Source organism: Veillonella sp. Ser01, assembly GCF_053850375.1.
Genome location: NZ_JBSPUA010000003.1, coordinates 186,547 through 207,146 on the forward strand (window position 1 = coordinate 186,547; position 20,600 = coordinate 207,146).

At 38.1% G+C, this 20,600-nt stretch carries 19 protein-coding genes; 13 read left to right on the plus strand and 6 right to left on the minus strand.

Going from position 1 to position 20,600, the window contains the following annotated elements; translation table 11 throughout:
- Positions 1 to 45 precede the first annotated feature (45 nt).
- The 6 genes from ACWTVK_RS07150 (at position 46) to ACWTVK_RS07175 (ending at position 6,059) form a co-directional block, all read left to right on the plus strand.
- A complete protein-coding gene (locus ACWTVK_RS07150; protein ID WP_456046415.1) occupies positions 46 to 450 on the plus strand; it encodes a PACE efflux transporter in 405 nt (134 codons plus the stop codon).
- Positions 451 to 508: 58 nt separating this feature from the next.
- Entirely contained in the window at positions 509 to 1,012 is a 504-nt protein-coding gene (locus ACWTVK_RS07155; protein ID WP_105085186.1) for an ECF transporter S component, read from the plus strand.
- 152 nt (positions 1,013 to 1,164) lie between these two features.
- Complete coding sequence (locus ACWTVK_RS07160; protein ID WP_456046416.1) at positions 1,165 to 2,295, plus strand: trans-sulfuration enzyme family protein; 1,131 nt, start codon at positions 1,165 to 1,167, stop codon at positions 2,293 to 2,295.
- Between the two features lie 13 nt (positions 2,296 to 2,308).
- Complete coding sequence (locus ACWTVK_RS07165) at positions 2,309 to 3,493, plus strand: MalY/PatB family protein (protein WP_456046417.1); 1,185 nt, start codon at positions 2,309 to 2,311, stop codon at positions 3,491 to 3,493.
- Between the two features lie 61 nt (positions 3,494 to 3,554).
- Positions 3,555 to 4,514 carry a homoserine O-acetyltransferase MetA gene (gene metA, locus ACWTVK_RS07170; RefSeq protein WP_456046418.1) on the plus strand — a complete coding sequence of 320 codons (960 nt, stop codon included), beginning with the start codon at positions 3,555 to 3,557 and terminating at the stop codon, positions 4,512 to 4,514.
- 273 nt (positions 4,515 to 4,787) lie between these two features.
- The gene (locus ACWTVK_RS07175) at positions 4,788 to 6,059 is read left to right on the plus strand and encodes an O-acetylhomoserine aminocarboxypropyltransferase/cysteine synthase family protein (RefSeq protein ID WP_456046419.1); all 1,272 of its coding nucleotides are present in this window, start codon (positions 4,788 to 4,790) and stop codon (positions 6,057 to 6,059) included.
- Positions 6,060 to 6,591: 532 nt separating this feature from the next.
- Here the strand turns inward: ACWTVK_RS07175 and ACWTVK_RS07180 are convergent.
- Positions 6,592 to 7,179, minus strand: coding sequence for a PepSY domain-containing protein (locus tag ACWTVK_RS07180; RefSeq protein ID WP_456046420.1), 588 nt, complete (start codon positions 7,177 to 7,179; stop codon positions 6,592 to 6,594).
- Between the two features lie 335 nt (positions 7,180 to 7,514).
- Between ACWTVK_RS07180 and ACWTVK_RS07185 the strand changes: the two genes are divergently transcribed.
- Entirely contained in the window at positions 7,515 to 8,081 is a 567-nt protein-coding gene (locus ACWTVK_RS07185; protein WP_024066798.1) for a biotin transporter BioY, read from the plus strand.
- A gap of 175 nt (positions 8,082 to 8,256) precedes the next feature.
- Here ACWTVK_RS07185 and ACWTVK_RS07190 read toward each other — a convergent pair whose 3' ends face one another.
- The 4 genes from ACWTVK_RS07190 to ACWTVK_RS07205 all read right to left on the minus strand — a co-directional run bounded on the left by ACWTVK_RS07190 (position 8,257) and on the right by ACWTVK_RS07205 (position 13,356).
- A complete protein-coding gene (locus tag ACWTVK_RS07190) occupies positions 8,257 to 9,021 on the minus strand; it encodes a TIGR03943 family putative permease subunit (RefSeq protein ID WP_456046421.1) in 765 nt (254 codons plus the stop codon).
- A gap of 52 nt (positions 9,022 to 9,073) precedes the next feature.
- On the minus strand, positions 9,074 to 10,609 hold the full coding sequence (locus ACWTVK_RS07195; RefSeq protein ID WP_456046422.1) for a permease: 1,536 nt from the start codon (positions 10,607 to 10,609) through the stop codon (positions 9,074 to 9,076).
- Positions 10,606 to 11,475 (minus strand): CobW family GTP-binding protein, encoded by an 870-nt coding sequence (locus tag ACWTVK_RS07200; protein ID WP_456046423.1) that lies wholly within the window; start codon positions 11,473 to 11,475, stop codon positions 10,606 to 10,608. The genes ACWTVK_RS07195 and ACWTVK_RS07200 overlap by 4 nt, the downstream gene beginning before the upstream one ends.
- Before the next feature lie 432 nt (positions 11,476 to 11,907).
- Positions 11,908 to 13,356 carry an aminoacyl-histidine dipeptidase gene (locus tag ACWTVK_RS07205; protein WP_456046424.1) on the minus strand — a complete coding sequence of 483 codons (1,449 nt, stop codon included), beginning with the start codon at positions 13,354 to 13,356 and terminating at the stop codon, positions 11,908 to 11,910.
- A gap of 316 nt (positions 13,357 to 13,672) precedes the next feature.
- Between ACWTVK_RS07205 and ACWTVK_RS07210 the strand changes: the two genes are divergently transcribed.
- The 3 genes from ACWTVK_RS07210 to ACWTVK_RS07220 all read left to right on the plus strand — a co-directional run bounded on the left by ACWTVK_RS07210 (position 13,673) and on the right by ACWTVK_RS07220 (position 16,967).
- The gene (locus ACWTVK_RS07210; protein ID WP_295867545.1) at positions 13,673 to 15,124 is read left to right on the plus strand and encodes a nicotinate phosphoribosyltransferase; all 1,452 of its coding nucleotides are present in this window, start codon (positions 13,673 to 13,675) and stop codon (positions 15,122 to 15,124) included.
- Between the two features lie 8 nt (positions 15,125 to 15,132).
- A complete protein-coding gene (nadE, locus tag ACWTVK_RS07215) occupies positions 15,133 to 15,894 on the plus strand; it encodes an NAD(+) synthase (protein WP_456046425.1) in 762 nt (253 codons plus the stop codon).
- 95 nt (positions 15,895 to 15,989) lie between these two features.
- Positions 15,990 to 16,967: an asparaginase gene (locus ACWTVK_RS07220; RefSeq protein ID WP_105094656.1), complete on the plus strand. Its 978-nt coding sequence runs from the start codon at positions 15,990 to 15,992 to the stop codon at positions 16,965 to 16,967.
- Positions 16,968 to 17,126: 159 nt separating this feature from the next.
- Here ACWTVK_RS07220 and ACWTVK_RS07225 read toward each other — a convergent pair whose 3' ends face one another.
- Positions 17,127 to 17,903, minus strand: a complete 777-nt coding sequence (locus ACWTVK_RS07225) for an adenosylcobinamide amidohydrolase (protein ID WP_456046426.1) — start codon at positions 17,901 to 17,903, stop codon at positions 17,127 to 17,129.
- A 164-nt stretch (positions 17,904 to 18,067) separates the two neighbouring features.
- On the opposite strand from ACWTVK_RS07225, the gene ACWTVK_RS07230 reads away from it, so the two are divergent.
- The 3 genes from ACWTVK_RS07230 to yfbR all read left to right on the plus strand — a co-directional run bounded on the left by ACWTVK_RS07230 (position 18,068) and on the right by yfbR (position 20,587).
- Entirely contained in the window at positions 18,068 to 18,997 is a 930-nt protein-coding gene (locus ACWTVK_RS07230; protein WP_105094658.1) for a mechanosensitive ion channel family protein, read from the plus strand.
- A 24-nt stretch (positions 18,998 to 19,021) separates the two neighbouring features.
- Entirely contained in the window at positions 19,022 to 19,879 is an 858-nt protein-coding gene (locus tag ACWTVK_RS07235; protein WP_105094659.1) for a D-alanyl-D-alanine carboxypeptidase family protein, read from the plus strand.
- 117 nt (positions 19,880 to 19,996) lie between these two features.
- A complete protein-coding gene (yfbR, locus tag ACWTVK_RS07240) occupies positions 19,997 to 20,587 on the plus strand; it encodes a 5'-deoxynucleotidase (RefSeq protein WP_119209174.1) in 591 nt (196 codons plus the stop codon).
- The last annotated feature ends 13 nt before the right edge of the window (positions 20,588 to 20,600 follow it).

Below are 20,600 nucleotides of genomic sequence, written 5' to 3' on the forward strand. Positions count from 1 at the left end.
TGGTAAGTTACTTATCTGGGGTTTTTACTGGAGATTTTTATTATTATGTCTACTTTTGAGCGTATTGTGCAGTCGATTTTATATGAGCTTGGTTGTATTTTAATTGGTTGTTTGGTAATGCAGTTTGTTCCGCATGAGGGACAGCCTTTTTTATTAATGGTTATTTTTTCCTTGCTAGCTATGGTTTGGAATTTTGTGTTTAACTGGATTTTTGATAAATTAGTACCAGGTGATCGATTAGAGCGGGGCCCAATTATCCGTACAATCCATGCCGTATTGTTTGAAGGTCTATTTATGCTTGCTACTGTACCGATTATTATGTACATGATGCATATGAGCTTTTGGATGGCTTTTATGACGGATATAACGATGACATTGGTTATCTTAGGTTATACGTATGTGTATAATTGGGTGTATGATCGAGCTCGTCTATATTTTGTAGAGGCTTAATTTGAAATATGAGGTAGGTACCTCTTGTAAAATCTATATCGTATAGTAGGAGGTTCTTATGTCTACAAAGTCTATTACGGGTACAGGTCTATTGTTGGCCGTAGCCTTATTGGCGCAAAGTTTGCGCCTCATTTTCCCCTTTATTCCTAATCAAGTGAGCATGTTCCTCATCGGTTCTATTACGTCTGCTACCTTTGTACTCGCCACATGGCGCTATGGTTGGAGGAATGGCCTTGTTATAGCTTGGATTGCACCGGTGGTGGCGCATTTACAAGGTATGTTACCATTGCCGCCGTTCATTTTGATTACTGCCCTTGGCACGACAGCCTATGTATTCGTAGCACACTGGTTACAACATAAACCGAAGGTATTGCTTATCATCGTGGCGGCCTTGGTAAAAGCTGGTGTTCTTTTTGGTGGTTATTCCTTGTTCTTTTCTTTATTCCAATTTCCACCGAAGATTGTAAATACTATGTTATTTGTATCTAGTTGGCCTCAATTGGTAACATCTTCTTTGGGGATTATTTTGGCTCTACTTATTACAAAACGCACAAAAAATTAGGCTATCTTAACTTAAAGTTATGGCAAGCCATTCAAAATAGATATGACTTTTTAAGGGCACTCATGCAGTATGAGTGCCCATTTTTGTTGACCTTAGTCATTGTCTACTTTTATAATTAACATATTGTATACAAATATGAGGAGTTGAATGGAATGAAATTTAATACAAAATGCGTTCATGGCAGCGGTAGACCAGATAGCACTGGTGCAATTTCCCCTGCAATTTATATGTCTAGTACATTTTCCCATCCAAAGTTGGGTGATACTACAGGTTATCAATATACGCGTGAATCTAATCCAACACGGGACCGTTTGGAACAATTGATTGCAGGCCTTGAAGATGGTAAAGATGCATTGGCATTTTCCTCTGGTATGGCAGCGGTAGACGCAGTATTCCATCTATTCTCCCCAGGAGACCATATCATTTTGGGCGATGATTTATACGGTGGTTCTATCCGTATGTTCACAAATATTTACGAACAAAATGGCATCGAGTTTACCTATGTAGGCACATCTGATCTTGATGCGGTGAAAGCAACTTTCAAACCAAATACAAAGGCTGTATATATTGAAACACCAACAAATCCTATGATGGAGATTACTGATGTTCGCGCTCTTTGTGCGTTGGCCCATGAGCGTAATGCACTAGTAATCATCGACAATACATTCTTGAGTCCATATTTCCAAAAACCTTTAACGTTGGGTGCAGATATTGTCGTTCATAGTGGTACAAAATTCATCGGTGGTCATCACGATGTAATTTCTGGTTTCACTATTGTGAACGATGAGGAACTCGCTGCTAAATTGCGTTTAACTTATAAAACAGTAGGCGCTTGTTTGTCTGCCATGGATAGCTGGCTCGTTATTCGTGGTGTTAAAACATTGGCTCTTCGTATGGAGCAACACCAAAAGAATGCCATTGCTCTTGCTGAATGGCTCAAAAAACAACCTAAGGTTACTAAAGTATTGTTCCCAGGTCTTCCAGAACATCCAGGCTATGAAATTAATAAAGCTCAAACGACTGGCTTCGGTGGCATGTTATCCTTTGAAGTAGATAGCGAAGAAACTGCCAAAAAAGTATTAGAAGGCATTGAGCTTATTCAGTTTGCTGAAAGTCTTGGTGGTACAGAGTCCTTGTTGACCTACCCTGTAACGCAAACACATCCAGATTTAAAACCTGAAGATGCAGAGCGTAAAGGTATTACACGTCGCTTATTGCGTCTATCTGTAGGTATTGAAGATACTGATGATTTGATTGCGGACTTAGAACAAGCTTTCAATTAATAAAGGAGTTCCTATGGGACAATATAATTTTGATCAAATTTTAGATAGAACCCACACAAAATCCTTGAAATACGATTTTGCTGTAAAACGCGGTAAACCAGCAGATGTGTTACCGTTCTGGGTGGCGGACATGGACTTTGAGGTTCCCCCTGAGTTGAAGCAAATCTTATTGGACCGCGTGAATCATGGCGTATTTGGTTATACCGAGTCCGATGATGAGTATTTTGATGTTTTGAAAAATTGGTTTAGTACACGTTTTAACTGGACACCAGATCAAAAATGGCTCGTTAAAACGCCAGGTATCGTATTTGCTTTGGCTATGGCTGTTCGCGCTTTCACCCATGAAGGTGAAGGGGTACTTATCAATCAACCGGTGTATTATCCATTTAGCATGGTGATCGATGATAATGACCGTCGTCTTATAAATGTGCCATTAATCAAAGGCGAAGAGAAGTATACTATTGATTTTGAGGGCATTGAACGGGCTATCGTTGAGGAAAATGTAACATTATTCCTCTTATGTAATCCCCACAATCCGGTAGGCCGCGTGTGGACTGAGGACGAGTTGAAACGACTTGGCGATATTTGTATTAAACATAATGTACTCATCGTAAGCGATGAAATCCACGCTGATTTTGTTTGGAAAGGGCATACTCATAAGGTCTTTGCTGACCTAGGTGAAAGCTATGCTGAACACTGTATTGTATGTACTGCACCGAGCAAGACTTTCAACATCGCCGGCTTACAAGTAAGCAATATTTTCATTCCTAATGATTCCTTACGTCGTCGTTTCATTAAAGAAATCGACCGTGCTGGCTATAGCCAGCTAAATACGATGGGCATCGTTGGTTGTGAAGGGGCCTACAAAGTGGGTGGTCCTTGGCTTGACGAGTTAAAAGAATATATTCAAGGTAATATTCAATTCACCATCGACTATGTAGCAAAATATATGCCGAAAATTTACGTATATCGTCCAGAAGGGACGTATCTCATGTGGCTAGATTGCTCCAAGTTGCCATTAACCCCAAAAGAACGTGATGAATGGATCATTAATGAAGCTAAATTGTGGCTCGATACGGGTTCTATGTTTGGCGTAGATGGGGAAGACTTTGAGCGCATCAATGTAGCGTGCCCTCGTAAAACTTTGGAAGAGGGGCTTGAAGCTTGGCGACGTGCCTACGAGGCTAGAGGGTTTTAACAGAATTAGTTAAATTATTTAGATTAGGTAATCAAATTGTTTAGAGTGTAGAGGTGATAATATGCCTATTAAAGTAATAAAAAATTTACCGGCCATTACGAAATTAGCTCAAGAGAATATTTTCGTGATGGATACAGAACGGGCGGAGACTCAACAAATCCGACCTTTGAATATTCTGTTAATCAATTTGATGCCTACTAAAGAAGTTACAGAAACACAAATCTTACGTGCTCTTAGTAATAGTCCATTACAAGTGAATTTGACACTACTACATACTGCATCTCGTAAGGCTAAAAATACAGATGAGCAATATTTAGATACTTTCTACCGTACCTTCGATGAGGTGAAAGACGGGTTCTTTGATGGTATGATCATTACAGGTGCTCCTGTAGAGCTAATGCCTTTTGAAGAGGTAGACTATTGGTCTGAGTTAGTAGAAATTATGGATTGGAGCGAAGAGCATGTATACTCTACGTTCTATATCTGCTGGGGTGCTCAAGCTGGTTTATATCACCATTTCGGCATTAATAAATGCGTGATGGATGAAAAGCTATTTGGTGTATATGAACATGATATCTACAATGATCGTCCTGTGCTCTTGCGTGGCTTTGATGAAAAATTCTGGATGCCACATTCCCGTCATACCACAAATTCTTTACAACAAATTAAGGAAAACCGCAATTTAGAATTATTGGCAGGATCTGAAGCAACAGGTGCAGCTATCGTTCGTAGCTTAGATAATAAACATATCTTTGTCTTTGGTCATGCTGAATACGACTGGGACACATTAAACCGCGAATACGTACGGGATATCAAAAAAGGCATGGATATCGCAGTTCCTGAAAACTATTTCCCTGATGATGATCCTAAACAACGTCCTATCGTACGGTGGCGTTCTGTAAGTACATTGTTATTTACAAACTGGTTAAACTATTATGTTTACCAAGAAACTCCGTACATTATTGAACAAATCCAAAAAATGAAATTTGAACGTGATAAGAACTTAGGTGCCTATATCTAAAGTATCATTAGTAGAAGATCCCCTAATTACTGCTGAAATCTCTAGTGTGAGATGATATAAAGAAAGTAATTAGGGGATTTTTATTTGTTATCAATTGAGTTCGCTTTGCAGTTTTGCAGAAGAGCGAGCTTTGGTTTGTATAGATATATTGGATATAGCTTTAAGTTATGTCTAACAATATAAATTAATAGTAGACATAATTTTTAAAACATAGTAGTATACTAGGTATAAAGAATGAACTCAATTCACAGTTAATATAAAGGAGTTGTTATAATGAGCAAACAATACAGATTTGAAACATTACAATTACATGCCGGTCAAACGGTAGATCCAACAGGTTCTCGTGCAGTGCCTATTTACCAAACTACATCTTACGTATTTAAAGACGCAGAAGAAGCAGCAGGTCGTTTTGCATTGACTAATCCTGGCGGTATTTATACCCGCCTTAATAATCCTACTACAGATGTATTGGATGCTCGTGTAGCTCAACTTGAAGGTGGTGCTGGTGGTATCGCTGTAGCATCTGGTTCTGCAGCGATTACATATTCCATTTTGAACGTTGCAAGTGCTGGTGATAATATCGTAGCGGCTTCTACATTGTACGGTGGTACTTATAACTTGTTCACTGCTACATTGCCACGTTTGGGTATTCATACTAAATTTGTAAATCCAGATAATTTGGAAGAATTCGAAGCAGCTATTGATGAAAACACTAAAGCTGTTTATATCGAGTCCATTGGTAACCCTGGTATTAACCTTGTTGATGTACAAGCAGTAGCTGATATTGCACATAAACATAATATCATCTTGATCGTAGATAACACATTTGCATCTCCATACTTGTTCCGTCCATTAGAACATGGTGCTGACGTAGTTGTACATTCTGCTACTAAATACCTTGGTGGTCATGGTACAACATTGGCTGGTGTAGTAGTAGAATCTGGTAAATTCGATTATAAAGGTTCTGGTAAATACCCTGGCTTCTCCGAAGGCGATGAACACTACAATGGTTTAGTATATGGTGATTTGCCAATTCCATTCACTGTAAAAATTCGTGCTCAATTGCTTCGTGATACTGGCGCATCCATTACACCACTTGCATCTTGGCAAATCTTGCAAGGCGTTGAAACATTATCCTTGCGCGTAGAACGTCACGTAGAAAATACTCGTAAAGTAGTAGATTTCTTGACTAAACATCCTAAAGTGGCATGGGTAAGCTATCCAGAATTAGAAGACAGCAAATACAAAGCTTTAGCGGATAAATACTTCCCTAAAGGTGTTGGTGCTGTATTCACATTCGGTGTAAAAGGTGGAAAAGAAGCAGGTATTAAACTTGTGGACTCTTTGGAAATCTTCTCCAACTTGGCTAACGTAGCAGATGCTAAATCTCTTGTTATTCACCCTGCATCTACAACACATGCACAACTTAACGAAGAACAACAAAAATCTGCTGGCGTAACACCAGATATGATCCGTGTATCCATTGGCCTTGAAAATATCGACGATATCATTGAAGACTTGGCTCAAGCTTTGGATAAAGCATAATTTCCTACTCCAAATATGGAAATACTATAGATCAAACTTTCAGAACATAAATTACATTCTTAAGTATGACCTCGCTTAAGAAATAGAACACAAACTATCAGACCTATAAAACTTATACAAGAGACCTCCCTGCGTGGGAGGTCTTTTTGTGTTGTAATATATATTCTGGTTAATTGTAAATTAGTTTATTGGGTTATGATAGATCTTTGTAAATAGATAGTCATATCTGGGGGATAGCGGATAGAGTAGGATAGAAAAAAGACCTTGGATTCAACGATCCAAGGTCTTTTAAAGGGAGTATAGTGTGTGTAACGTTTGGTCTGTGGTGTGTGTGCACAGACCCTTTACCTATTGTGTGAGATAGGGTTTTGGGAGAGCCCTTTATGAGTTATAGGGCTCTCTAAGTTTGTGTGTTAGTTTGTGTGTTAGAGAGTGTATCCATTAGGATACTGTGTGTATAGTATGTGTGTTATATGTGTAGTGTGTCATCTTAGTGGGTTAGGATAGGGGTTCACTAGATGAAAAGAGCTTCTTAGTATTTTGTAGTTTTTACTTTAGCGCTTAAAACTTTACCGTTCATGCCATCAACTTTTACTTCTGCTTTTTTATCGCCACCAGTTGTCATGTCGAATTTGTATACAGCTTGGCCGTTTTCACGTTCAACAGTCCATTCCATAGTTTGGAAGTCGGAACCAACTTTTTCAAGAGCTTTTGTTTCAGCTACTTCAGGGATAATGATGTTTTGAACATTAATAGTTTTGTTAGCTTTAGCATAGCCTTTAACTTCTTTACCAACGATTTGGCCAGTTGCTTCGTCTACTTTAAGTTCTACTGCACGATTGTTGTAGTAACCTTCTACTTCATAGTAAGGGTTATGCTTAGCATCGTAAGAAATAGATTTTACAGTAGCGCCAGGGAAGTTTTGTTGGAATACTGTAACAGCACCCATGTAATCAACAGAATAGTTAGCTTGAGCGGATGGAGCTACGCTACCAACGCCTTTCCAGTTGCTATTGTTGTTGTAAGCATGGTTGCTAGCTGCGCCAACTACGCCTGCTAATAATACTGTACTAACGCCAAATGCACATAATACCTTTGATACTTTTTTAACATTTTTCATAATGAATGCCTCCTAATATAAGGTACTTTTATATACTGTTTTGTGAAAGTAGATTTTACTCAATCTACTTACGTATAATTTAATGTTGCTACATGAATATAAGATGAAATTTGAAGATTTTTGTATGAAGATGAGTATATCTTTTGGTTATTATGAATGATTGATAATAACTATAATATATAGTCAAAAAAATAAAATACTTGAAATTTCCGTATATATAGTATTAGACTACATAGTTAACTAAAAGTCAACAAACATAGTTGACAATTAAAAATACAAGTGATTTAATTTAGATAGTTAGTAGTTTGTTGATGTGTTATTAATGGAGGTATACCATGAGTTCTACCGTGTCGAAACAAGGTCGCATCACTACCCGTCAGTTAACGATGACAGCACTCTTTGTCGCATTGATAGCCGTAGGTGCTTTTATACGGGTACCATTACCAAATTGTCCATTTACATTACAAATCTTATTTACTACCCTCGCAGGCATTGTACTGGGCAGTCGATTGGGGGCTGCTAGCGTTGGCATATACATTGTCTTGGGTTTAATTGGAGTACCGATTTTTACATCTGGTGGTGGTCCCGGTTACATTTTACAACCTACCTTTGGCTATTTGATCGGTTTTATGGTAGGTGCTTATGCAGTAGGCCGTATTGCAGAGTCTATGGAAACATTATCTTTTAAACGATTATTAGCAGGATCCATATTGAACCTATTTATCGTATATGGCCTTGGTATGATCTATCTATACTTCATTATGAACTTGTATTTAGGTAAACCAATTGGCGTAGAGGCCGTTATTATTACATGCTTCTTGATTCCAGTAGGTCCAGATATCTTCCTTTGTGCCGTTGCGGCATCTCTTGGCAAACGAATTGTTAAAGAATTACATCGATAATATAGTCTTTATATAATACTATTATATATTTATTAAAACTATATATTTATTAAAACTATATATTTATTAAAACCGAGGCGTTATGCCTCGGTTTTATTTGTTTACAAATCTATTTAAGACTGTTTAATGATATCTCTTTAAGATTTATTAAGACTATTGATTTAATAATATTTATTTAAGGATATACATAACCTAAAATAGGTTCTGCTGTTTTTATTTTGGTTACTTCTACATATGGTTGCGCACGACCGTGGAAGTCTCGTGTAGATACTTTGCCTTCGATAGAAACCCATTGTTCATTAGCTAAACTATCGCCATCTGGTTTATAGGCCGTCATGCCAATGGGGGCTACGTCAGCGATGCAACAAGACATGGCCATACGAGAGATGGTAAACTCATTAGATTTTAGCGTGTTATCATCGCGATTTACATAGCCTGTCATATATACAGTGTAGTCCTTGTATTGGTCTACGTTAGAGCCGACCTTTACGATGGTTTGATAGAAGTTATCGGAGTTTAGTACGATTTCTTTTTTGTCTTTAGAAATGCCAGGCTCTTTGCTTTCACTATTAACGGTAATAACCTCACCTATAGCATCATTTGTAAAATCAAAATTGTTCGTATCATCATTAACTCGTGCTGCGCCGTGAACACCAGTGTTAGGAACTAGGACAGGGGGAACAATGAGCAAAACTACGGGGATAATAATAGGCACGATAGAACGCCAATTGTGCTTGTAATAGCGGGATGGAGCCCAAATGATAATTGCTAATCCACCTACTATAAGCGCTATGCTACTGATGCCGAGCAGTAGTTCATATCGAGGTGCAATATAGTTCAAATAACGGCCCGTCAGAATTAGGTATACACAGCAGATACCTAAGATTAGATAGAGAGCGCCTTTCACGATGGAAAAGCGATCTTTCAGCCCTAATTTCATAGAATCATCTCCTTTTATATTCATTAAGAACTGAAATTGTAATGATTAAAAATTAGCCTACAAAGAATTGAAAACCTAAGGCAGCTATATAAGACATGACTGCAATGGTTATACCGAGACGAAGTATAAATGAAGTTGGCATATATTGTTTTAAAATATATACGTTTTTAATATCGAGCATTGGACCTAAGATGAGGAAGCCCATAACTGAGCTTATAGGGAATAGGGTGCTCAAGGATTTGCCTATAATAGCATCTGATGTAGAACAGATTGAGAAGAAGAAAGCTAATACTAGCAAGATTGGAATAGCCCACACGATAGGTAATGTGATACCCGCATTGATGAGCCAAGGTTTTCCATATACTTGAACTACTGATAAAACACCGGCAGCCATGGAAAAATAGAATAAGAGTTGGGAAAACTCTTTTTCCATATGAATTAACAATCTTTTTTTGTTGATGTATTTACTCTTAGATGACTCTATTAAAATCTCTTCATAGCTGAGATTCTGAGTATTTCTAGCTTTCATTAGTGCCTTTGAAGGTGGATAGAAGCGGAACGATAATGCCACTAATAAAGCTACGCCAAGTCCAAGGACGATACGCCATACAGAAATCATGGGATCATCTGGAAAGGCATACCAAGTGGAGAGAATGGTAATAGGATTGATGATTGGGCTGGCGAGCATAAATAGGAGGGCCACAGATAATGGTACGCCTCTATCTGTGAGTGCTTTAAATAATGGAATAATAGCACAGTCACATACAGGTAAGGCTAGGCCACTAACCATGGCGGCACCATAGCTTTTCCAAGAATAATCGCCTAATAGTTTTAGTAGTATGCTCTGTGGTACAAAATAGCGTATAACGGTTGACCCAATAGTTCCTAATAAAAGGAATGGAATCGCTTCGACAATGAGCCCTGTAATGATGGCAAAGCATTGATGAATGGAGTAAGGAATGTCATGACGGAACGCGGTAACTAAAAGTATATAGGCGGTAATACCGATAACTAATAGATTTGGTATGAGGCCCCACGTAGAATTGCGACATAATTGCTCTACCTTTTCTGGCGTTGGCGCTGTTACAATCTTGGCCTCTCTATTATAGGTTCGTAATAAGGCATGGTGTGTATCGGTCTCTGTGATGATGCAATCTGCACTGTATAATTGGCTTGTTACATCATTACCTAAACCAGGCAACATCGATGCGACGAATTGATCTGTACAAAGGTATAATACCTTTTCAATTTGCAACATGTGATGCAGCTTATCACTGTATAGCAAGGTTTCTAGTTGGTGAAAGCTGACCATACCATTCCATTCAATCCATATTTCTTTGGGATTTGTCTTGTTGATATAGGTTGCGATTTCATCTGCTATAGAACTATAGGTGTCAGGTTGATTAGGCGTGATTGCACTGAGTTTATCAGGGCTAAGTTGTAAAGCATCTTTAATAAGTGATACAGAGCCTTGTTCGGCACTGATACATGCTGTGCCGCCAAGTTTTTTACGGTATTGTAAGTGTTCATTTATGAATGTACTTTTACTAGAACCGATAAATCCGGTAACGATATAAACAGGTATCATGATTGACACACTTCGTTATGTACCATTGGCACATTAAAATCAGTACCAATAACGACTAAGCTGTAGTCAGTGGATTCGCTAGGTACTAGGGAGCAGTAATGCGTACCGTATTGCAACTCATGGGGACCTTCGGTGGTCGGTACAATACCTTTTGCGCGGAGCACACTGTCTGGCATACCTTCTAAGATCGTTTTCCACTGTAATAGAGTGAGTGTACGCAAGTCTTTAAAGGTATGACTCATAAATTGATGGTCATCATGTAATGAATTGTCATCATGACAGTGATAGAGGCGTTTAATATAGTCTCGTAAGGAAATGGTATCCCATGACTCTTCGTGAATAGGTGTGTTGGGAGCTAACTCGTGAATCATGCGCTTTGTAATGCTTGTTTGTTGAACATCTTCGGTGTGACTCAAGAAGATAGCGTCACTGTTTGTGATTTGATCTTTAAAGAATAAACCAAAGTTCTTGATAAACATAGGCGCTTGCATAGCATCCACCGTTGTTATTGAGGCGTGAACATAGGCGGATTTTGTAATGTCTTCATCTTCACATGTATGGATGATTTCGCTCAATTTACTGACCCCAGATGGTTCGATATAGATAATATCTACATCATAATTTTGAAGAATATCGAGTAATGCTTGTTGGAAATTTCCTTGTAAGCTGCAGCAAATACAACCAGACGTTACTTCACGAATAGTAGCACCTGTTTTAGCCAGATTTGCCGCATCAAGACTAGTTTCGCCAAAATCATTTTCTATAATTAAAACCTTGTCTGTAGGTTTATGTTCTTTTAGTATATGTTGTAAAAATGTTGTTTTTCCCGAACCTAAAAATCCGGATATGATAATAATAGGAATCATATGTGCCTCCTGAGTAAGATAAACACAGTATACACCTATAGGATAACACAGAAAATACATCCTAGGGTATATGCATAGTTATGAGAGTTCTATTATTCTTAAAATTCTCTTTAAATATATGGATTATATACTTTATATGAGTATATTAACAGATGTATTTAATATTCATAATTAATTGTAGAAAACGTAGAAGTTATCGATTTTCTATATATGAATGAATACTCCTGTTTGAATATATATTAATTTTATATTTTTTGAAAAATATAAAAAAATCCCTCCTATAGAAGGCTCAGTCGGGAAGAGTTGACTGAAGCCCTCATAGGAGGGGGGAAGAGAATTCGTTATATAAATCTCTAATTAGATTACTTTTAGTATACCAAATTATATATGAAGTATATAGTCATTATTTAATATAGTATATTTATTGTAATTTTATTGTAACTTAGCTAACAATGCTTTGAGGTATACATACACATTTTCAACGGATGGTAAATGAACGCGTTCCATTGGTGTATGTGGACTTACGATAGTAGGGCCAAAGCTAATCATTTGTGTGTTTGGTAATACGCCTTTCAACAAGCCGCATTCAAGACCTGCATGAATAGCGTTTACATTAGCTGGTGTATCAAACATTTCGTTATGTAAGGAAATAGCTTGTTCTTCAAGCTTGGAGCCTTTATCGTATTCCCATGCAGGATAACCACCAGTACGCTCTGCAGATACACCTAGTGTTTTCGCAAGTAACATCATTTTCTTAGCCAAGAATTCAAGACTGTTGCTATTGGAGCTACGGATGGAAATGAGTACTTCAATAGTATGTTCGTTTTCGCGTACGATAGCGATATTGTTAGAAGTTTCTACAAGATTTGGGATAGATTTGCTTACAGAATGAACACCATCTTGTGCAAGATAGATGTAAGTAATAAGAGCTTCTGTTGTGTCATCTGCATATACTACATCAGGAGTAGCGACATCTTCTACAACAAATTTAAGACCTGGATCTTGGATACCATATTCATGGAGATATTGCTTTTCTTGGTAGTCGATTAATGTTTTAATGGCCGCTACATCTTCAGCGCGTACGGATAATACAGCAACTGCTTTAGAAGGAATGGCATTATGTTTTACGCCACCTTCAAAGGATGCTAAGCATACAGGATATTGTTGTTGAATATCATAGAGTACACGTGTTAGTACTTGGTTAGCATTAGCACGTTGTTCGGAGATTTCAATACCGGAGTGACCACCTTTAAGGCCTGTTACGGTAAAAGATAAGCCTGCATCATAACCAGGTTGGTTGTTTTCGCGCAATAATGGAATGTTTACGTGAACATGGCAACCGCCAGCACAGCTAACAGTGAAGTCGTGCTCTACCTCTGTATCGAGATTGAGTAGGTAATCGCCACTTACTTGGCCTTCTTTAATGGCGAAAGCGCCATCCATGCCAGTTTCTTCGTTTGTGGTAAACAATAATTGCATAGGTCCATGTTGTTGACTATCATCTTCGAGGATAGCAAGCATCATCGCACCACCCATACCGTTGTCCGCACCTAGTGTAGTGTGGTCTGCGTGCATCCATTCACCTTCGATGATGTTTGCAATAGGATCCTTGGAGAAGTCATGATTGGAGTCATGATCTCGTACACAAACCATATCGATATGGCCTTGTAAGATGATAGAAGGTCGGTTTTCATAACCTGGAGACGCTGGCTTTTTGATGACTACATTAAATTGATCGTCTTGATGAACTTCAAGCCCTAGGTTTTTAGCAAAGTTTACGATATAATCGCTGATGCCTTTTTCGTTTCCTGATTCACGAGGAATTTGGCTCATTTCTTTAAATATTTCTAATACGCGTTTTGCTTGAACGATTGATTCCATAATGGTTCCTTTCATTCTCATGTAAATAATAGATATATATGTTGATTGATTATACGGAATACTTAGTGTTTTTATTAGTATCTGAATTTGTAATACTAATAAAAGAATTTATTCCAGTGATAACTTTCACCGACACATATATGGAATATATAAATAGTTAGTATATATATAGTTATATCACAAGAATGATTATTAGGATAGTTAATGAAAATTGTAGTATATGTATGTACTAGCTATATAGGAATAATAATGTATAATGAGGATATACGATTAACGATTAATTAAATCCATTAGATTTTAGAAGGTTGGTGAACCGATGCAACACGACAGTCGCAATATTAGTATGCTTATGGATTTTTATGAGATGACCATGGCACACGGCTATTTTACACAACATGAAAATACGGATCGCGTCGCTTTTGATGTGTTCTTTAGACGCAATCCAGATAAGGGTGGCTTTGCCATTTTTGGTGGTCTTGAACAAATCGTTGAGTACATTTTAAATCTACACTTTGATGAAAGTGATATCGATTTTTTACGAAATCAAGGGATCTTTAGTGAGGAATTTCTAAACTATCTTAAAGATTTCTCCTTTACTGGTGATGTATATGCATTCCCAGAAGGTTCTATTATTTATCCAAATGAACCAGTTATAACCATCGTAGCCCCTCTCATAGACGCACAAATCGTAGAAACTGCAGTGCTAACTATGATGAACCATCAGTCCCTTATCGCTACAAAGGCGAATCGCATCGTTCGTGCTGCGGATGGGCGTGTAGTAGCCGATTTTGGGGCTCGTCGAGCTCATAATGTGGATGCCGCTGTATATGGTGCGAGAGCAGCCTACATTGGTGGGGTACAGTCTACGGCAACTGTTTTAGCGGGCCAACAATTTGGTATTCCTGTGAGTGGAACCATGGCTCATAGTTGGGTTATGTATCATGATTCTGAATACGAAGCTTTCAAAGCTTACGCTGAAGTGTATCCAGATGGGGCCGTATTCCTTGTTGATACCTATGATGTATTAAACTCTGGTGTTCCTAATGCTATTAAAGTAGCTAAAGAGGTATTGGAACCTATGGGAAAACGCTTAAAAGGTATCCGCCTTGATTCTGGTGACCTTGCGTACTTAGCTAAAAAAGCGCGTCGTATGCTTGATAAGGCAGGCTTAGAAGATTGCAAAATTATGGCTTCCAATAGTCTTGATGAGTATACAATAACCTCTTTATTGGGACAGGGTGGTCCCATTGATATCTTTGGTGTAGGTGAAAGACTGATTACATCTAAGAGTGACCCTGTATTTGGTGCCGTATACAAGATTGCTGGTGTTGAAAAAAATGGTGTGTGGGAGCCTCGCATCAAGATTTCTGAATCTGTTGAAAAGATTACGAACCCAGGCTTTAAAAAGGTGTATCGCGTGTACAATGATAAAGGGCGTGCCATTGCAGATTTATTAACATTGTTAGAAGAGGTGCCAGATACGACAGAACCATATCGTTATATCGATCCAGAACAACCATGGCGTGAATTGTACTTTGAAAATTGCACCTTTAAAGAGATGAAACAACTCATTATTAAAGATGGCAAGCTTATCGTAACATTACCGACACTAGAAGAGCTTCGTCAATACGTTAAAGACCAATTAGACCGCGAAATTTGGTTAGAAGAACAGCGCTTTGAAAATCCACATCGTCATTACCTTGATATGAGTCCAGGATACTATCAAATGAAAATGGATTTATTAAATCGTATCTTCCGGAAGAAATAGGAGGGCTTATGTTAGACCATCCAGAATCAACAAAAGAGGCTCTCGTTCAATGGATTCGAGATTATTTTAGTCAAAATGGGCCTAGTTGTAGCGCCGTAGTGGGCATTTCCGGCGGTAAGGATTCCACAATTGTAGCTGCTTTATGTAAAGAAGCCCTTGGGGCAGAACGCGTAGTAGGTGTTCTTATGCCGAATGGAATTCAGTCTGATATCGATGATGCCAAGGCTGTAGTGGCACATTTGGGGATTCCACATATCATAGTGAATATTGGAGCTGCCTATGAAGCTTTGACAAGCGCTATCATTCAAGGTGAAGGTTATAAAGCAGTTACTGGTAGATCTGATATATCTAAGGATGCAGGAATTAATACACCGCCGCGTCTTCGCATGACAACGCTATATGCAGTAGGGCAAAATTTGCCAAATGGGGCACGCGTAGCTAATACATGTAATGGATCTGAAGATTATGTAGGGTATTCTACAAAATATGGCGATAGTGCTGGGGATTTTAGTCCTCTTGCCAATCTTGTCGTAGAAGAGGTGCGCCAAATAGGTCGATTACTTGATATTCCAAAATATCTTGTAGATAAGACGCCTAGTGATGGACTCAGCGGTCTATCTGATGAGGATAAATTAGGATTTACCTATGCTGTATTAGATCGATATATTAGAACTGGAGAGATAGAAAATCCTGAAACGAAAGAACGTATTGATTATTTAAATCGTATTAATAAGCATAAATTAGAATTGATGCCGTCCTTTCACCCATAATGTTGAGAGAGGACTTGTTTTAGCTAGTCTAATTCATGCTAATGGTGATTAACAAAAGATTTACTATTTCTTATGTATTTTATGATGGAGGTAATATGGAGACAAAAATTGCGTTGATTGGTACGGGTGGTACAATTGCTGGACAAGGCGCATCCGATACAGATTTGACGGGTTATACTGCAGGTGTACTAGGCCTCGATGAAATTTTAGCTTCCGTACCAGGCACAGAACCATATGGTCCATATACATATACTCAGTTTAGTAATATTGAAAGTTCTGATATTACCGTCCAGCATTGGTTGGATTTATCTAAGTTAGTACAAGAATTAGTAAATCAAGAGGATATAGGCGGTGTTGTTATTACTCATGGAACAGATAGCATGGAGGAGACAGCTTATTTTCTTAATCTTACTGTTCATACAGATAAACCTATCGTTATTACTGGCTCGATGAGACCTGCTGGGGCAATTAGTGCTGATGGTCCTATTAATTTATTACAAGCGATTCAAGTGGCAAGAACACCTGCATCTGTAGGTAAAGGTGTACTTGTTGTTCTAAATGGCTATGTTGATGGGGCGCGTGATGTATCTAAACGGAATACAACTAATGTGGCTACCTTTGACAGTCCATTAGTAGGTCATCTTGGTATCGTCCAGGATGGTGTAGCTCATTATTATAAAGCCTCTACTCGTCGTCATACGAAAGAATCCATCTTTGATGTACATGACTTAAAGGAATTGCCTCGTGTAGTCATTTTGACTTGCTATGGCGGTATGGATGACATGGTGCCAATGAGTGTAGTTGCCACTAATCCTGATGGGCTCATCTTGACTGGATTGGGTCATGGTACAATTCCTCAAAATGTACGTCAAATAACTCAAAATACAGCATTCCCAACTGTACGTGCCTCTCGTACAGGGAGTGGCATGGTATCTGCTGTACCACAAGATGCACTAGCAGGCTATCTCGTAAGTGATACATTGAGTCCACAAAAAGCTCGTATCTTATTGATGCTGGGGCTTACAAAAACTAAAAATCTTAAAAAGTTACAACAGTTTTTCTATGAATATTAATTAGAAAACAAAAAAAGATTTGAGAAAAACTCTCAAATCTTAATTTGATATTCATTTTCAAGTATTATACTATGTGTAACAGTTTTATATGCAATGAACCGCACATCCCGATCGCCTAGGATGTGCGGTTTTTTATTTCGCCTAGGATGCGTATTTTTTTTATTCGGCGCCAATAGCATTTTCTAAGGCTCGTTGTATACCTACATAAACGGCCTTAGCCAATGTGTCTCCAAATAGGGAGAAGGAGCCGGCGTCCGTTAACACATCACCATTTGTATCTATGGTGAGAATGATACCGTCTGTGGAGGTTCCTGTAGCAGAAGTCTTGCGTTTTTTTGTAATTGCTTCAGGAATATCTTCGTTGATAAATGGATAGAGACGTACACTTTCAACACCCCAATCTTGGAGGGCTGCGGTTTTAGCCTCCGTAATTGTCATGATGGCTTTCACCATGGCACTATCTGTTAATGCCTTGTTTGTAAAGACAAGAATATTAATGGTACCAGGTACTATGAAACCACCATCTCGCTCCTCGTAGCAATAGCCTGTGCCTGCACGATGGGCCGTTTTTTCATAGCCTGCAGTAACGATAGTCTCCACAATCGTATCGTGTTCCTCGACCTTGGCGTATGCGTGAAGGTTCATTGTAGCAGATGTAAGAAGCGCTGTACTAAAATGAACAGGTGTATCGATTTGCTCGAACTCTTGTGCTAAATAGTTGGCTACCGAGCCACCTGGTAAATCTTTTTCTGTTTCGATTTGGTATGTTAATTGTTGATTTCGTACGGCTAACGTATGGTGATACCCACCATTGAGTTGACCACTAGATAAGGCATAATGGATGTCGTCAAAGTGTACTGTAACGGAATTTAATTCTTTCGTTACATGACCTCCTGTTGCAAGCTCTTGTGGTGCTTCATATGGATTGTTGAACATGTAAGTCTCCCTAGATTTAGATTGTTATATATGTAATATAACGATATAATAACTTTACTATATCGTGTAAAATATATTTATTAAATTATAGCATATATGTTTATGATGACCATATTAATAGATGTGCTCAATTATTTATAAAGTTATATTATTGGAGGTTTAATATGGGCAATATTCTTTATTCTGCATCAGAAATATTGTTTAAAGATGCTAATGTATTGATTCAATTTCGAGATTGGTTCTTTTCTCAAGCGGGCAATATATTATTAGCTCTTATTATATTTTGGGTAGGTCGTTATGCTATTAAATGGGTGAAAACCTTTGCTGTCCGTATTATGACTAAGGCCTCTTATGACTCTGCTGCGATGAGCTTTATTACGCAGATCATCAATTATGCATTGCTAGTAGGTCTAATATTGATTTGCTTAAATCAAATTGGTGTTCCTACTACATCCTTTGTAGCTGCCTTTGGTGCCTTTGGTTTAGGTATTGGTTTGGCCTTACAAAACAACTTATCTAACTTGGCATCAGGCTTATTAATTCTTATATTTAAGCCTTTTAGAGCAGGTCATGTTATTCAAGTTGGAGATACTGTAGGTAGTGTTAAGTCTATTCAATTTATGTATACTATTATCACTACTAAAGATCAAAAAAATGTGTATATACCAAACTCTATCCTTACCTCCCAAGCCATAACTAATATTGCTTATACCCATGAAAGGGTTATCCCGTTCGTCTTTGATATTGGTTATAACAATAATCATCATGAAGCAATTAAAATCTTAAAAAATATTTTTGCTGCTGATAAACGTGTACTCAATCCTAAAAATATGGAAATTGGTATTTCTGAATTTGGCGATAACTCTGTACGTATTGCTGCCTATGCACGCGTTAAGTCGAAAGACTTCTTAGATGTGCAATATGGAATTATGTCTGATGTAAAAGATGCGTTCGATAAATATGGTATCGACATTCCATATCCTCAACGTGTTGTATATCTTCAAAATGTAGATAACTCTACTGGTGAAATTAAGGGAACTAAGAAAAAAGCAAGTGGAACGGATGTTGCCATTGATGATAACCCTGAAAGTTAATATGTGATACAGAAAGTGAGATATATGATATCTTTAACAACTAATGCTTGTATAGTTTGGAAACGACTTATTTTGATGATAGCCTGTATAGGCGCTATTATTTTCGGTACTAGTGTTTCTCATGCGGCGTATATTGCGCCGCCATCTACGATAGGTGAGGCTGTTGTTCTCATTGATGCGGATACAAAAGAAATCCTATTTGCAAAGAATCCTGATAAGTGGATGCATCCTGCGAGCACTACGAAAATGGTTACATTGTTAACAGCTCTAGAACTCAAAGGTACACAACTTGATGAACTGGCGACTATTAGTAGTTATGCCACTAGTATGGAGGAATCCAATCTGGGGGTTCGCGTCGGAGATCAAATTACCTTGGAAGGCGTTCTTGAAGGCATGATGGTTGCCAGCGGTAATGATGCGGCCGTTGTAGTAGCAGAAAATGTAAGTGGCTCTGTAGAGAATTTTGCAAAGGACATGAATCGCGTTGCTGCAAAAGCAGGGGCAAAAAATAGTGTGTTTTTAAATCCTCATGGTTTGACACAAATGGGCCATCACTCTACGGCTCGTGACTTGGCGATGATTGCAGCGTATGGTATGAAATACCAAATGTTCCGCGATAAAGTAGCCAATGATTATTATAAGGTACCTTATCAAAACCGTACGCCAGAAACAATTCGCACTACAAACCATTTCATTCGCAATAAATATCCTGGTGCTAATGGTTTAAAAACTGGATTTACGAATGCTGCAGGGGAATGCTTGATTGCATCGGCTACCCGTAATGGTCATACTATGATTGTAGTTATGCTTAACGATGATAACCGTTGGGATGAAGCTGTACAATTCCTTGATTACGGTTTTAAACTACGGGGTGTAATTTAATTGATTTTTAATTAGAGTATTCCTTGAATGCGTCTAGTAGAACTTATGTTATATAGTTAAATTAATGATATTAAAATAGGTCCTGCTATGCAGGACCTATTATGTAATGGGGGATATATGAGTTCATTCTTTGCATTTTTAAAACGCATGCGCTTTATCAATCGATGGAGCCTCATGCGTAATACAGAAACAGAAAATATTCAAGAACATAGCCTCGAAGTAGCGATGGTAGCTCACAATTTAGCAGCTCTCAAAAATGAATACTTTGATGGTAATGTGGACATTAATAAGGTGGCTGTTATTGCCATGTATCATGAGGTGAGTGAAATCTTCACGGGTGACATGCCAACACCGATTAAATATTTTGATCCAAAACTTCGTGAACTGTACGGTGAAGTTGAAACATTAGCACAAGAGAAAATGTTATCTACCTTGCCAGAACGATTACAAGCTGTTTATAAGCCTTTCATAGTAGATGCAGAGGATAATCCTGAGTGGCCTATCGTTAAGGCGGCAGATACAATTTCGGCCTATATGAAATGTGTAAACGAACTCAAGGCAGGGAACGATGAGTTTAAAGAAGCACATGACTCCATTTTGGCTAAACTGAAAGCACTCAACATGCCAGAGGTAGATATGTTCCTTGAGACTTATATGCCTGCTCTTGGTAAAAGCTTAGATGAGCTAAATTACTACGAAATCAAATAATGATTAAAAAAGA